Source organism: Ruegeria sp. BHSB056, assembly GCF_059613305.1.
In genome coordinates, this window is the sequence record NZ_JBXWSG010000092.1 from 1 (window position 1) to 14,583 (window position 14,583).

At 56.6% G+C, this 14,583-nt stretch carries 16 protein-coding genes and 1 pseudogene; 9 read left to right on the forward strand and 8 right to left on the reverse strand.

The genetic code is table 11. From position 1 onward, the window contains the following. The first annotated feature begins 6 nt into the window (after positions 1-6). Positions 7-636 carry a helix-turn-helix domain-containing protein gene (locus AC2FND_RS17005; RefSeq protein WP_480473340.1) on the forward strand — a complete coding sequence of 210 codons (630 nt, stop codon included), beginning with the start codon at positions 7-9 and terminating at the stop codon, positions 634-636. Here the strand turns inward: AC2FND_RS17005 and AC2FND_RS17010 are convergent. The 5 genes from AC2FND_RS17010 to AC2FND_RS17030 are packed head-to-tail and all read right to left on the reverse strand — an operon-like array spanning position 614 to position 4,967. Continuing rightward, the gene (locus AC2FND_RS17010) at positions 614-1,111 is read right to left on the reverse strand and encodes a GNAT family N-acetyltransferase (RefSeq protein ID WP_496771033.1); all 498 of its coding nucleotides are present in this window, start codon (positions 1,109-1,111) and stop codon (positions 614-616) included. The two genes, AC2FND_RS17005 and AC2FND_RS17010, sit on opposite strands and share 23 nt — an antisense overlap. 18 nt (positions 1,112-1,129) lie before the next feature. After that, positions 1,130-2,197, reverse strand: a complete 1,068-nt coding sequence (locus tag AC2FND_RS17015) for a heme-dependent oxidative N-demethylase family protein (RefSeq protein WP_496771034.1) — start codon at positions 2,195-2,197, stop codon at positions 1,130-1,132. Between the two features lie 13 nt (positions 2,198-2,210). Then, entirely contained in the window at positions 2,211-3,173 is a 963-nt protein-coding gene (locus tag AC2FND_RS17020) for a PDR/VanB family oxidoreductase (RefSeq protein ID WP_496771035.1), read from the reverse strand. Further along, positions 3,170-3,766 carry a dimethylamine monooxygenase subunit DmmA family protein gene (locus AC2FND_RS17025; RefSeq protein ID WP_496771036.1) on the reverse strand — a complete coding sequence of 199 codons (597 nt, stop codon included), beginning with the start codon at positions 3,764-3,766 and terminating at the stop codon, positions 3,170-3,172. The genes AC2FND_RS17020 and AC2FND_RS17025 overlap by 4 nt, the downstream gene beginning before the upstream one ends. Positions 3,767-3,821: 55 nt before the next feature. Beyond that, positions 3,822-4,967, reverse strand: coding sequence for an aminomethyl transferase family protein (locus AC2FND_RS17030; RefSeq protein ID WP_496771037.1), 1,146 nt, complete (start codon positions 4,965-4,967; stop codon positions 3,822-3,824). A 340-nt stretch (positions 4,968-5,307) separates the two neighbouring features. Here AC2FND_RS17030 and AC2FND_RS17035 point away from each other — a divergent pair, with 340 nt between their 5' ends. The 7 genes from AC2FND_RS17035 to AC2FND_RS17065 all read left to right on the forward strand — a co-directional run bounded on the left by AC2FND_RS17035 (position 5,308) and on the right by AC2FND_RS17065 (position 12,204). Next, positions 5,308-6,681, forward strand: a complete 1,374-nt coding sequence (locus AC2FND_RS17035) for an ammonium transporter (RefSeq protein WP_480483611.1) — start codon at positions 5,308-5,310, stop codon at positions 6,679-6,681. Between the two features lie 11 nt (positions 6,682-6,692). After that, entirely contained in the window at positions 6,693-6,908 is a 216-nt protein-coding gene (locus tag AC2FND_RS17040; RefSeq protein WP_480483612.1) for a hypothetical protein, read from the forward strand. 147 nt (positions 6,909-7,055) lie between these two features. Continuing rightward, the gene (locus AC2FND_RS17045) at positions 7,056-7,985 is read left to right on the forward strand and encodes a class II glutamine amidotransferase (protein WP_496771038.1); all 930 of its coding nucleotides are present in this window, start codon (positions 7,056-7,058) and stop codon (positions 7,983-7,985) included. Between the two features lies 1 nt (position 7,986). Next, complete coding sequence (locus AC2FND_RS17050; protein ID WP_480483614.1) at positions 7,987-8,670, forward strand: protein GlxC; 684 nt, start codon at positions 7,987-7,989, stop codon at positions 8,668-8,670. Between the two features lie 20 nt (positions 8,671-8,690). Then, the gene (locus AC2FND_RS17055) at positions 8,691-10,019 is read left to right on the forward strand and encodes an FMN-binding glutamate synthase family protein (RefSeq protein WP_496771044.1); all 1,329 of its coding nucleotides are present in this window, start codon (positions 8,691-8,693) and stop codon (positions 10,017-10,019) included. An 81-nt stretch (positions 10,020-10,100) separates the two neighbouring features. After that, positions 10,101-11,429: a type III glutamate--ammonia ligase gene (gene glnT / locus AC2FND_RS17060; protein ID WP_496771039.1), complete on the forward strand. Its 1,329-nt coding sequence runs from the start codon at positions 10,101-10,103 to the stop codon at positions 11,427-11,429. Between the two features lie 64 nt (positions 11,430-11,493). After that, positions 11,494-12,204, forward strand: a complete 711-nt coding sequence (locus AC2FND_RS17065; RefSeq protein WP_496771040.1) for a type 1 glutamine amidotransferase — start codon at positions 11,494-11,496, stop codon at positions 12,202-12,204. On the opposite strand, the gene AC2FND_RS17070 is transcribed toward AC2FND_RS17065, so the two are convergent. Further along, entirely contained in the window at positions 12,205-12,639 is a 435-nt protein-coding gene (locus AC2FND_RS17070; protein WP_496771041.1) for a group II truncated hemoglobin, read from the reverse strand. It abuts the gene before it with no gap. Positions 12,640-12,780: 141 nt separating this feature from the next. Between AC2FND_RS17070 and AC2FND_RS17075 the strand changes: the two genes are divergently transcribed. Then, entirely contained in the window at positions 12,781-13,626 is an 846-nt protein-coding gene (locus AC2FND_RS17075) for an EamA family transporter (RefSeq protein WP_496771042.1), read from the forward strand. Here the strand turns inward: AC2FND_RS17075 and AC2FND_RS17080 are convergent. Then, positions 13,611-14,093 carry a hypothetical protein gene (locus AC2FND_RS17080; protein ID WP_496771043.1) on the reverse strand — a complete coding sequence of 161 codons (483 nt, stop codon included), beginning with the start codon at positions 14,091-14,093 and terminating at the stop codon, positions 13,611-13,613. The two genes, AC2FND_RS17075 and AC2FND_RS17080, sit on opposite strands and share 16 nt — an antisense overlap. Continuing rightward, positions 14,090-14,583 (reverse strand): annotated as a pseudogene (locus AC2FND_RS17085) (bifunctional methylenetetrahydrofolate dehydrogenase/methenyltetrahydrofolate cyclohydrolase); the annotation flags it as partial. The pseudogene AC2FND_RS17085 and the gene AC2FND_RS17080, both read right to left, overlap by 4 nt.

Below are 14,583 nucleotides of genomic sequence, written 5' to 3' on the forward strand. Positions count from 1 at the left end.
ACAGAAATGGTGGGAAATCTGACTCAGGATCCGCATTCCGTTCGAACGAGCGAACGTGAAAAGGTGCTCGAAGTAGCGATCGGCCGCGAGGTCCGAGCCTTTCGCAAACAGCAAAACATCACCGTCGCTGAACTGGCCCAACTGACAGGATTGTCGATCGGCATGTTGTCGAAGATCGAGAACGGCAACACGTCGCCCTCTCTGACGACGCTGCAATTACTCGCCGACGCACTTTCAGTTCCCCTGACCAGTTTCTTCCGACAGTTCGAGGAACGCCGGGAAGCCGTTCACACAAAAGCAGGCGAGGGTGTAGAGCTTGAGCGCGAAGGAACCCGCGCCAATCATCAATACAATCTGTTGGGTCATATCGGCGCCAACGGGTCAGGTGTGATTGTCGAGCCGTATTTGATCACGCTTACCGCGGAATCCGATGTCTTTCCGACGTTCCAGCACGGTGGGATTGAAACAATTTACATGTTGGAGGGCGAAGTTGATTATCGCCACGGAGATAAGAACTATCCATTAAAACCTGGCGATACCTTATTCTTTGACGCGGATGCCCCGCATGGACCAGAGAAACTGGTCAGCCTGCCGGCAAGATACATTTCAGTGATCAGCTATCCGCAGACAAATTGACCGGCTTGCGCATCAGGAAATCAGTGGGTTTGTCGTAACCTTCGTGCGATCCCGTGCTTACGATCGTGAAATCAAGGCGTGAAAACACGCGATGATTCTCGGTGAGTTCAACACGGGTTTCCAACTCAAGATCAGACAACTCAAGGGCCGTGGCCCGACGCGCGGCATGGTGTACCATCGCTGAGCAGAGGCCCTGCCCGCGCATCTGCTCGTGCACCGCCAGCTTTCCCAGATACAGTCTACCAGACTTTGGCATAAGGAATATGCAGCCAATAAGCGGACGGCCAATAGCCCAAATCTCACCCCCGGCATGACAATGTGCCTGCATACCCTTCACGGTCAGCCGATGCACAGAGGACGGCGGGTCGATCCGCCCGTCCATGTATCGGAATGAAGAACGCAGTAAGGCTAGAACGTCATACAAAGCAGAGTCGTTGCTGAGTACCTGCCAAATTGTCTTGTCCGGACCAGCCATGACCGCCGCGATATCCGTTTACTTTGACAAAGGCGGTTCCGTTTCCAGATCGGGCCATACACCGGGCGAGGTTGTCAGTCCGTCGTCAAATTGGCTGAGGTAATCCAGCATCATTGGACGGTTGTCGATAAACCCCTTGTAAGTGGCCAACTCAACCGGGAGATCGCGGATAACACGATGCAGGCGACGACCCCATTTCGGTACAGTCATGAGATCCTGAAAACTGCACAGATAACATCGGATCGGGAACACCAGAGCGTTTGACCGCGGCAACCGAAAGAAGGTTTGCAACTCGACCCGCAAGTGCTGCTTGTGAGCAATGTTCTCAGGCGTCAAAGTTGTCTTCTGGATACCCCATTTATGATAGTTTTCCGGGCTGGTATCCAGCAACGGGTTCACAGTCATCGTCCAGTTCAGACGCCGCGCCGGAGCCCCTTGTTGAATGTTCAACAGGAATTTCAGCGCGCGTTTGAAAATTCCCATCTCATGGGCTTTCGGAACTGGTGCATGCCATTCGAAAAAGTTCATACCGATGTCGAAATCCAGGCTCCAGTCGGCTTGGGTCGTTACCATCCCGGCGTCCATCCACAACATCTCGTCCCGCTGATCCAGCACCGCGAAATCGCCCTGCGCCTGGCGCGTGATGTATTCCATCGGACCGTATGGCAGAGTGGTTTCGTCCATGAAGGTGAAACTGTGATCAATGCCCAGCGGCTTGTTGATCCAACGCCACTGATTGCCGTTACGGTGCAATTCGAACAGGTCTGGATAATCCTCTGACTTGCTGACCATGATCAGCTCGAGCAGGTCCCAGCCCGCCAAGGTCATGTGCGGCAGTGACTGACAGCGCAGAGGGTCCTGGTCCAGAACGATGGCCCGGTCTTTCATCTCGGATACATAGTGTTCGTCTACATCGAACCGCATCTCATAGACCGAACCCTCGGGCCCTCCCCGGTGCTGCTCCATGTTGACCGAATACATATAGCTGTCTTCGTGAAACGGGAACGGAAAGCGTTTGATCGCCCATTCCGAATTGTGGAACGTATAGTCGTCGCGGAAGGACTCGTCGTTGAATTGAATGGTCATGTTGGGCCTCCTCTTAGCGGTCCAGCACAAGGGACTTGCCCTCGAAACGCGATACGCAAGGCATGATTTTCTTGCCCGCTGCCTTTTCTTCGTCGGTCAGCCAGTGGTCGCGGTGAACGAAATTGCCATCATGATCCAGCACAACGGTTTCGCATTGGCCACAAGCCCCGCCGCGGCACAGATACGGTGCATCCACGCCTTCACGTTCGATCGCCTCCAGCAGGCTTTCATTCTCGCCCACATGAATAACTTTGTCCGATGTGGCCAACCGCACTTCGAACGGTTTGCCGGGTCGCGGGGCCAGAAACTCTTCGTAATGGACGCAATCCTCGGGCCAGCCTTCGGCAGCCGCGGTGTTGCGCACCCAATCAATCATGCCCTTGGGACCGCAGACATATACATGTGTACCCAAGGGTTGCCCGCTCAGCAGGTTTTTCAGATCAATCTGCTGGTTTTGGTCGTCGTAATACAGATGGGTTTCATTCGGATGCCTGTCTGTCAGTTGCTCGGCATAAGACGCCAATGCCGTGTTTCGACAAGCGTAATGCAGTTCCCAGTGCCCGTGCAGCAGTTCGAGTTGCTTGATCTGCGCCAGAAAGGGCGTGATGCCAATGCCACCGGCCAGAAACAGGTGCTTGCGGGCGCGCAAGTCAAGCGAGAACAGGTTGACCGGATAACTGATGGTCATTTCATCACCCAGCTTTACCTTGCGGTGCATGAACAACGAACCACCCCTGCCCTGATCATCGCGCCGGACCGAGATGGTATAAGACGACTGATCAAACGGGTCGGACATCAGGGAATACGGGTTAAGCCGCGTGGTACCACCGTCCTGCATTTCGACAACAGTATGCGCTCCGCCCGAAAAGGTCGGCAACTGACCACCATCAACGCGTTCGAACCGGAATCGCGTCACCAATTCGTTCAGCGGGGTGATTTCGGTAACTTTGACCTGAATTTTCTCTGCGCCACTCATTCGTAGATCCCCTTCGGCTCGGGCACGTTACCATGGTCCTCGGCATCAACGCGGACACCCTGATAGGCGGCAAGTCGGCGGGAATAGTGATCGCGCACGAACAGGTTTAAACCACAGTGCGAACAAACAAAGGGATCGACCTCGACATCTTCGGTGACACCCTTGCAATGCACACATTGCATCCGGCGCGCAGTCGAGCCGCGATGTTCGGTCTGGATCGCGGTATGTGGCAAGCCAACGGCCACCACTTCATTCATAGCCTGACCCATCATGCCCTCTGTGCCGGTCAGATAGACCTGCAACCCCATATGCGCGTCCTCTAACACGCGGCGAATACGATGCAGCGCGGCTGCATAAGATGGACCTTCATAGAATTGCGCAGGATTAAGCGCCTGCAGCTTTTCCGAGAAATCCGTGCCTTTTGGGATATAGATCAAATGGGTTTTAGCCATCAGATCGGGTGTCGCTATGTCAAGGATGGCTTCGGCCCCTTCGGCCTCGGCGATCATGAGGTGATGTTCGCCCGGGCGAACCTCTAGCGTGCCCCAGACCGGGCGGCTTGCGATTGACTTGGGAAATTCGAACTTTGACATTGTGCCCTCAAACAGGAAAAGGGCGCCACGATATGTCCGTTGCGCCCTCTGGTATTCAGCCCTTTGCGGTTCTGATCGATTTGTCCTGATCGTAGAACGGCATCTCTTCCGCAGTCGCCGCTATTTCTGTCCCGTCGCCGTTGCGCACTGTCAGTTTGGTTCCGGGCGAGGCACAGGCGACCGGCATCCGCGCGATACCTACATTGTGCCCATTGATTTCGGAATACATGCCGAAGGTGACAACACCAACCTTTTGGCCGTTCTGCAGCAGGTCAGCCCCCTCATCCGCCGGGGTGGTGCCTTCCAGTTTGACACCATAGATCTTGAACCGTTCCTTGCCCTGCGATGCATAGTGGTTCTCGGCGCCGATAAATCCGGTCTTGCCCGGTGAAACTGTGAATTCCAGACCCAGTTCCCACAGGGTATCGCCGCAGGTTTCGTCATCGAATGGATAGGTTTCCGAGTTGTCCCCGGGATAAAACAGCAGGTAGCTTTCGGTGCGCAGCAAATCGAGCGTCGAGAACTGGACCGGTACGATGCCCATGTCCTTGCCGTCAGCCAGAATGCTGTCCCACAGGTGCACAGCGTGTTTGGCCTGACAAAAAATCTCGTACCCGCGCTCACCGGTATACCCGGTCCGCGAAACCATCACCGGGCAGCCATAAAGCTTGGTCTGCATGATACCGAAATACGCAAGGTCACGAATGCCGGGGATATGCTTGGCCAGGAAATCAACAGCGACCGGCCCTTGCAGCGACATATCGTGCATGTCGTCGTCAAAAATGACCGAGCAGTTCTTGCCTGCCGCCACGGATGTCAGCTGCTCCATACCTGTTCCGGTGCCATGCACCACCAACCACGTGTTCACCGACAGACGATAGATGATGCAGTCATCAACAAACTTGCCTTCAGCATTCAGGATCGAGGCATAGGTCGATCGGCCCGGCATGATCTTTTCCACGTTACGAGTGGTAACACGGTCAATCACGTAAGCGGCATCCTCGCCAACCACATGAACCTTTTTCAGACCGGACACATCCATAAGACCAGCTTTGGTGCGGATGGCTTCGTAGTCCGCTTTGGCACGTTCAGGGCTGTGGTCATAGAACCAAGCGGTCCCCATTCCGTTCCAGTCCTCAAGCTCGCCGCCGATCTCGGCATGGCGCTGCGCAAGGGCCGACGTCCTCCAAAGAATGGCCATGGTTCAGGTCTCCCGTTGATCGTTTTTGTTGGCCACATTGAGGCCGATGTTGGATTGAAAATCAACACCTGAGTGCAGAATTTTTTCCTGTTGGGAATATTTGCCTGCAATTTTTGCACCCTGGAAACATCCCTGAGAGCGAAATTTGTTAATTATTTATCATATGCTTAGGTCCGTTTTTGATGCATCAAAGCGCAAGTCACGGACAGGCCTAAAAGGTGTTTGCCCCACATATCTATTGACAGGTCGCAAATGAAAATGTCCTCTGAGTAGATAAATATTCCCAGCAGGAAATTCTGCGCGGGCGGACCTCCTGCTGCAACAACAGGGAGACTACGAAGTGGATGGTAATCTAAACGCACTCACAACGGTCTTTACCGAGTTTTATTACTGGGTAACGGTCGTCTTCATGTTCCTCATCCATGTGGGCTTTTGCATGTACGAGGTCGGCGCCAGCCGAGCGCGTAACCACATGCACACATTGATGAAAAACATCATGATCATCCCGCTGGTGACGGTCACGTTCTTCTTCTTCGGATGGTGGATCTATTGGGCCTTTCCGAACTTTCCGTTCTGGGGCGGTCTGGATGCAGAAGCGGGTGCCGCGAATCTGCCTTGGGCCGACACAATGGCCACCAACCTTGGCGACAGAATCACAGGGGTCTTCTGGGCCGCATTCCTGCTGTTTTCGTGGACCGCGGCCTCGATCGTTTCCGGCTCGGTGATCGAGCGGATCAGATCTTCGGCCCTTTGGGTACATGCGGTGCTGATCGGGTCGGTCTTTTGGATCATCGATGCCGCATGGGGTTGGCACTATGCCGGCTGGATGGTGCGTGTTCTGGGGTATCATGATGCCTATGCATCCGGCGTTATTCACGCGATCGCCGGGGGGTATGCGCTTGGTGTGATCATGGTTCTGGGTCCACGCCTTGGCAAGTTTGCTAAGGACGGAACTCCTCGGGATATTCCACCTCACAATCCGTGGATGCTGACGATCGGGATTTTCCTGATCTACACCGGTTTCTGGGGTTTCTACGCTGCCTGTAACGTTCCGGTGATCTCTCCCGAGGCGATTGACGGGCAGATCACTGGCGTGACCTGGACGGCAACAAACATCTATCTGGCTCCGACGACTCTCTCGGCGATTACCTTCAATTTCCTGATGTCTCTGTCTGGTGGGTTGATGGCGGCGTATGTGGTTTCAAAAGGCGATGCCTTCTGGACGTTCTCGGGCGGGCTGGCCGGTGTTATCACCGCATCCGCAGGGAATGACCTGTACCACCCGATCCAGGCGATGATCATCGGCGCGATCGGTGTCGTGATTGTCTACAAGCTGCACTACTGGGTCGAACGCCGGTTCAAGCTGGATGATGCTGTCGGGGCGGTTGCAGTGCACGGGTACTCAGGTGTCATTGGCCTCATCATTGCTGGGTTTGTCCTGTGGGGTGTCCCGTCTTCGCCTTACGAAGGATATGCGACGATCAATCCGGTCGGACAGGTCACCGGTGCAGTCATAATGTTCTTTGTGCTGGGTTTCATGCCCGGTTGGATCGTGGCCAAGTTGCAAGCGGCTGCCGGTGTTCTTCGCATACCGGAAGAGGTTGAGCTTCAGGGCCTCGATTACGCCGAACACCATGCCTACGAAGATGCCAAAGCAGCGATCATCGCGGCTGACAAAGAAGAGCTGGCCGCCCGTGGCGCAGCCGCGAAATAGAGGAGAACGTTATGTCTACAATCGGATATACAAGTTGGGCCGTTGATCTTGCCGAAGTCGGCCCGGTCTATCCCTTCCAGGGGTACGAAATTCTGATGGTCATCATCGGCGTCGTCTTCTGGATCGGCTGGCACCGTATCCAATTTGTCCGCGAGGGCGAGCATCTTGAAAAAGCCCGCCACGCAGGAGACGAAGACAGAGTAAAAGCACAGCTGGATCGTTATTGATCCGGTTTTGAGAACCGGCAATGGGCGCAAGATCAATGGATGCGTCCATTGCCTGACAGGAAAAAAACTTTCCTACCGTTATTGATATCCTGCAGAATAATTGGTACCGTCGAATCATAACGAAACACACAAGGAGATCTGCCAGCCATGTGCGGAATTGTTGGATTATTCCTCAAAGATCAGTCCCTTGCTCCTCAACTGGGCAATATGCTGACAGACATGCTGATCACGATGACAGATCGTGGCCCCGACAGTGCCGGTATTGCGATTTATGGCGCAGAATCGGCGGGTAAAACCAAGATTACGGTTCAGTCCCCCAACCCCGAAACCGATTTTGTCGACCTTGCGGACGAGTTGGGCAAAAGCCTGGGCACATCCGTTGGTCAAAGAAACAACGACACACATGCCGTTTTGGAAGTTCCTGCCGGTCAGTTCGAAGCTGCACGCGCCGTGCTGGCCGAAATCCGCCCGTCGGTCCGGGTGATGAGCCGTGGCGACACCCTTGAAATCTACAAGGAAGTCGGCCTACCGAAGGATGTTGCCGAGCGTTTTAACCTCAGCGGAATGAGCGGCACGCACGGCATCGGACACACCCGCATGGCGACGGAATCCGCGGTGACCACAATGGGAGCCCACCCGTTCAATACCGGGTCCGACCAATGTCTGGTCCATAACGGGTCGCTGTCCAACCACAACTCGTTGCGCCGCAAGCTGCGCCGCGCGGGTGTAACGATCCAGACAGAGAACGACACCGAAGTTGGCGCAGCCTACCTGACCTGGAAGATGATGAATGGTGCCACCTTGGGCGAGGCTCTGGAATCCAGCATTGATGATCTGGACGGTTTCTTCACTTTTGTCGTGGGAACCAAGGACGGCTTTGGCGTCGTGCGTGATCCGATCGCGTGCAAACCAGCCGTGATGGCTGAAACCGATCAGTATGTGGCTTTTGGCAGCGAGTATCGCGCCCTGGTGAACCTGCCCGGCATCGAAGATGCCCGAGTTTGGGAACCTGAACCGTCCACCGTTTATTTCTGGTCGCACAACGACAGCCCCACAACCCACGAAAAGGCCGCCTGATATGCAGACCTATGATCTAGAGGCAGACGGGCTGCGCGGGTTGAACTCTTGCTTGCAGGCGCAAAATTCTGAGACCAACCAGACCCGTTGGGAAATTGTAAATCCCAAGGGCAGCCACGCGATTGCCGTTGGGCTGGATGCGCCGATCGAGGTGACGGTCAAGGGATCGACCGGGTACTACTGTGCGGGGATGAACCAGCAGGCAACTATCAAGGTCGAAGGGTCCGTCGGGCCGGGTGTTGCAGAGAACATGATGTCCGGCCAGGTCATCGTTGATGGTGACGCCAGCCAATATGCCGGCGCGACCGGCCATGGCGGATTGCTGGTGATCAAGGGCAATGCAAGCTCGCGCTGCGGCATTTCGATGAAAGGCATCGACATCGTCGTGCACGGCAATATCGGCCACATGTCCGCCTTCATGGCGCAAGCCGGAAACCTGGTGGTCTGCGGAAACGCAGGCGATGCGCTGGGTGATTCACTCTACGAGGCGCGGCTGTTCGTGCGTGGCTCGGTCAAAAGTCTTGGTGCCGATTGTATCGAGAAGGAAATGCGTCCCGAACATCTGGAGATACTGAAAGACCTGCTGGACCGGGCGGGCTGTGATGCCAAACCGGAAGAGTTCAAACGCTACGGCTCGGCACGGCAGCTGTACAATTTCGACATCGACAACGCCGCCGCATACTGAGGAAGAAGGGTATGAAAGATATGGACGATCAGATCCCCCGCACCCTGCCGATCCAGTCGGCGACGTTCTCCAACCCCATCAATGCCGAGATCCGACGCGCAGCCGCGACAGGCATCTATGATATTCGAGGAGGTGGCGCCAAGCGCAGGGTCCCTCATTTCGACGATCTGCTGTTTTTGGGCGCATCCATCTCGCGCTATCCGCTGGAAGGATATCGCGAACGCTGCGATACCTCGGTAACGCTGGGCACGCGCTTTGCGAAAAAGCCGATCAAACTGGACATTCCGATCACCATCGCGGGTATGAGTTTCGGCGCGCTGTCTGGTCCCGCCAAAGAGGCTTTGGGCCGTGGCGCATCCGCTGCGGGCACGTCGACCACAACCGGTGATGGTGGCATGACCCCGGAAGAACGGGGTCATTCATCCAAGCTGGTCTACCAGTATCTGCCCTCGCGCTACGGCATGAACCCGAATGATTTGCGTAAGGCGGATGCGATTGAAGTCGTGGTCGGGCAAGGCGCTAAACCCGGCGGTGGCGGGATGCTTCTGGGTCAGAAGATCAGCGACCGTGTGGCCGAAATGCGGACCCTGCCCAAAGGCATCGACCAGCGTTCAGCCTGTCGCCATCCGGACTGGACCGGGCCTGATGATCTTGAGATCAAGATCCTCGAGCTGCGCGAGATTACCGGCTGGCAGGTGCCCATCTACGTCAAGGTTGGCGCGACCCGCCCCTATTATGACACCGCGCTGGCAGTGAAGGCAGGGGCCGATGTGGTGGTGATGGACGGCATGCAGGGCGGCACTGCCGCGACGCAAGACGTTTTCATCGAGCATGTGGGGCTGCCCACGCTGGCTTGTATCCGCCCCGCTGTGCAGGCGTTGCAGGATCTGGGAGTACATCGTGAAGTTCAGTTGGTCATTTCGGGTGGCATACGAACAGGTGCCGATGTGGCCAAAGCATTGGCGCTTGGGGCCGATGCCGTCGCCATTGGCACCGCCGCGCTGGTAGCCCTTGGCGACAACGATCCCAAATGGGAATCCGAGTATCAGAAACTGGGCACGACCACAGGGGCCTATGATGACTGGCACGAAGGGCGTGACCCCGCTGGCATCACCACACAGGACCCAGAGCTTGCCGCGCGCTTGAACCCCATCGAAGCGGGTCGCAGGCTGCGCAACTACCTGAAGGTCATGACGTTAGAGGCGCAGACCATTGCGCGCGCCTGCGGTCACAACCACCTGCACAACCTCGAGCCGGAGGACCTGTGTGCCCTGACCATGGAGGCCGCCGCGATGGCGCGGGTGCCCTTAGCGGGAACCAGTTGGTACCCGGGCAAGGAAGGGTTCTGAACAGATGCGGCGCGGCCTCCTGAATGGGGACCGCGTTCTTGCTTTGAAAACCGAAAATTCAACAGGGAAAGGAAAGCAATCGTGACGACAGATCTCGCAGCTTTCGCAAAAGAAAAAGGCGTTAAATACTTCATGATCTCGTTCACCGATCTGTTTGGTGGACAGCGGGCCAAACTGGTGCCAGCGCAAGCCATTGCCGAGATGCAGGAAGATGGCGCTGGTTTTGCCGGGTTTGCCACCTGGCTGGATATGACCCCCGCGCATCCTGACATGCTGGCGGTGCCGGACCCGTCATCGGTGATCCAGCTGCCATGGAAGCCAGAGGTGGCATGGGTCGCGGGCAACTGCGTGATGGAAGGCAAGGACGTCGCCCAGGCCCCGCGCAATGTTCTGCGACGCCTGATTGGCGAGGCTGCCGAGATGGGGATGCATGTCAAAACCGGTATCGAGGCTGAATTCTTCCTGCTGACCCCCGATGGCGAGCAGATCAGTGATCCATTCGATACGGCTGAGAAGCCCTGTTATGACCAACAGGCGGTGATGCGCCGCTATGATGTGGTGCGTGAGATCTGCGATTACATGCTTGATCTCGGCTGGGGGCCGTACCAGAACGACCACGAGGACGCCAACGGCCAGTTCGAGATGAATTGGGAATTTGACGATGTTCTGCGCACCGCCGACAAACATTCGTTCTTCAAGTTCATGACCAAATCCGTGGCCGAAAAGCATGGGTTCCGCGCCACCTTCATGCCCAAGCCTGTCGAAGGGCTGACCGGCAATGGCTGCCATGCTCATATCTCGGTCTGGGATGCACCCGGAGCGAACGCCAAAACCAACGTCTTTGCCGGTGAAGGCGACGGTCCGACCGGCGAGGTGGGACTTGGCGAACAGGGCAAGTATTTCCTGGGCGGTATCATGAAACATGCCAGCGCGCTGGCGGCAATCACCAACCCGACGGTGAACAGCTACAAGCGCATCAACGCACCGCGAACCATGTCGGGCGCAACCTGGGCCCCCAATACCGTGACCTGGACCGGCAACAACCGCACCCACATGGTGCGGGTGCCCGGTCCGGGCCGGTTCGAACTGCGTCTGGCCGATGGCGCAACCAACCCCTATCTGCTACAGGCGGTCATCATCGCCGCAGGTCTGTCCGGCATCCGCTCCAAGGCCGATCCAGGGCGTCGCTGGGACATTGACATGTATGCCGAAGGCCACACCGTCACCGACGCCCCCAAATTGCCGTTGAACATGCTCGACGGGTTGCGCGAATACGACAACGATACTGAGTTAAAAGCTATGATGGGTCAGGAATTCTCAAGCGCGTTTCTGAAGATGAAGCATCAGGAGTGGAACTCGTTCGTCAGCCATTTCTCTCGCTGGGAAAAGGACCACACGCTCGATATCTAAGAAACTTTGGGGCTGCAGACCACTGCCGCCCCAATACTGACGCTCGGATGGAGGCCCGTGCCTAATGAATGCTCTGATTCTCCAGCATTCGTCGGGCGAAAACGCCCGAGCGTTTCTGGAGCACATTTCATCATGCGGTGATACGGCCAAAGTCGTCCATCTGTATGATGGCCAACCAATCCCGCAACTCGACGATTTTGATTTGCTTCTGGTTCTGGGCGGCCCGATGGACGTCTGGGAAACCGAGGCGCACCCGTGGCTCGTGCCCGAAAAACAAGCGATCAGGACCTGGATTCAAGACATCAAGCGTCCTTACTTTGGGATATGTCTAGGCCACCAACTTCTGGTTGATGCGTTAGGAGGGAAATGTGCAGCTATGCAGAAGCCTGAGATCGGTGTGCTTTCCATCAATCTGACTGACAACACGCGCAGTGATCCGCTATTCGAGCCCCTACCCGATCAATTCCGGGTGCTACAATGGCATGGGGTTGAGGCCATTGACCTACCGCCCAACTCATCGGTTCTGGCGCGATTTGATGCTTGCGCTGTACAGGCTTTGCGGGTCTCAGATCGCGCTTGGGGCGTGCAGTTTCACCCCGAACTTGTTCAGGGCACGATCCAATCGTGGATGACCGATCCGGCTAATCATCAATGCGCTGTGGATTGGCTTGGATGCGCAGATGCGGTGCAGGAGATGATCTCCGAGAGCGACCATATTTCCGAGGAACAATTCAAGATCACGTCCAGCATCTACGCCAGACTGCGACAGATCTGATCAGCCATGAACCTCGAGGTTCTTTCCGCTGTCGGCTTCGACTCTCCAGTCTAGGACATCGTTGACCAGCATCAACGCGGCACGGCGCAGAGTTTTGCGCATTTTGTCCACCACCGGACCGTCCATTCCGCAATCCGCCAACGCCGCGTCAAACGTATCCAGCCAAAGCTCGGCATCAGCCTCGCGTATCGGCACATGCGCATGAATTTCTCGCAGGTCCATATGACCAAATCGCTCACGATAATAGGCCCGACCGCCCAGGAACCCGCTCAGAAATTCAAACTGTGCCTGTCTCGTATGAGACAACCCGTGTCCGCGAAAATGCAACCTGTGCAATGAATGTACGGCCGGATCGGTCTCCATTCGGTCGTAGAACCGTTCGACCAGAGCCCGAAGCCGATCTTCACCGCCGATTTGATCCAACGCAGATGACATACGTCTCTTTCCCGAGTTGTAGCCGTCAATAGTTATTGCATAACAGGAAAATAAGTTTATCACCAGTGACATGTTGGCGCGGTTGATATCGCAAGATGGGCACGTAAAGTGTGGGCATGACCAGATACATGAGGCGACCGGATGAGCGCCCTTGTACTGGGTCTGCTGGCCGCATTATGTTGGGGCTTTCACGATCTTGCCGTGCGATATGTCAGTCAGTCCGTGAGCGTCATCGCCGCGTTGATGGCCGTGCTGGTTGCCGGGGCCGTGCTTCAGTTCGGACTCGTGGCGATTTGGTCCGGGTTTGCCCCCATGCCCATCGAGGCAGTGTCCTATGCGGTTGCGTCGGGCGGATTTTACCTGCTGGCTGGCCTCAGCATGTATGCTGCGTTTCAGCGCGGTCCTGTACGTCTGGTCGCTCCGCTTGTCGCCAGCTATCCCGTTTTGTCAGTCACCCTTGCAATTTGGCGCGGCTCCGAAGTCAGCATATGGCATTGGCTGGCGATCATTGCCATTGGTGTCGGCGTGTCCATTGTCTCAGCACGATCCCAGGATGACGGTGCGAAATATCCTGCAGCCGGACCGACAATTGCCTTCTCCATTCTTGCTGCAACCGGGTTTGCTGCGACATTCGCTTTGGGACAATTTGCAGCCGAACTGGGCAATGAATTCACCGTTTCTCTGATCGCTCGACTAACCGCGATCCCTGCACTGGCTGTAATCGCCCTTGCATCCCGCAAATCGCTTTGGCCAGCCACGCGGGCCCTACCCCTCTTGTGCCTGATGGGCGCGCTCGATGCGGTGGCACTTCTGTGCGTGATGTCCGCCGGAGGATTGCCAAACGCCCAATACGCGTCCGTTGCCGCATCGATCTTCGGATTGTTGACGGTTGTATTGGCCTGGGCAATCCTGCGAGAGAGAATGTCAACATCACAATGGCTTGGATGCATCATTGCATTTTCTGGGATTGGTTATCTCGCGATCTGAGCATCTTTTAGCCCCATCGCAATTCCATGGGACTGATGCGCCATAGTCGCACTGTTCAGTAAGCAATCAATTTCGCCTGGTCGGACTGGTCCGGGGTGATGCCATGCGCCCGGGCGAATGAGGTCTTTGTACCCCTGCAACTCACCGCGCAATCTTAGAACATCGATATGCGTCGGCGCGTCAGGCAGTAACAAGACAGCATAGACATCTGCCGCTTCGTTCAATTTCTTGACCTGAGTTTGGCACTTATCCTGCGACATATCCTTGCCCCAGAATTGCTGATCCAACGCCATGCCGGTTTGTGCCGCGCGGGCTACCAACGCGCGGGCGCGCGCGGCATTCGACGCCGAATGACCAATGGACACGATCACCATACGCGCGGCACGGCCCGCAAAACGCCAGTAATGTTGCGCGTTGGTGCAGGCAGTTAGGCTGCCGCCGGTTTGAGAGGCGGCAGGGAGGCTCACGCGGTCAGGCCTTCTGGTTCGGGGAGTTTGTTTGCGCGGCAGCAGGCGGTGAGGGTGTTGGCCAGCAGGCAGGCGATGGTCATGGGGCCGACGCCGCCGGGGACCGGGGTGATGGCGCCGGCGCGTTCGGCGGCGCTGGCATAGTCGACGTCGCCGACCAGCTTGGTCTTGCCATCGCGTTCGATGCGGTTGATGCCCACGTCGATCACGGTGGCGCCTTCCTTGATCCAGTCGCCAGGCACCATTTCGGGGCGGCCAACAGCGGCCACGACGATATCGGCGCGGCGGACCACATCCGGCAGATCTTTGGTGCGCGAATGCGCGATGGTCACGGTGCAGCTGTCCCCCAGCAGCAGCTGCGCCATCGGCTTGCCCACGATGTTCGAACGACCGATGACAACCGCATCCATGCCCGACAGCGACCCGTGGTGATCGCGCAGCATCATCAGGCAGCCCAGCGGTGTGCAGGGCACCATCGACTTCTGACCAG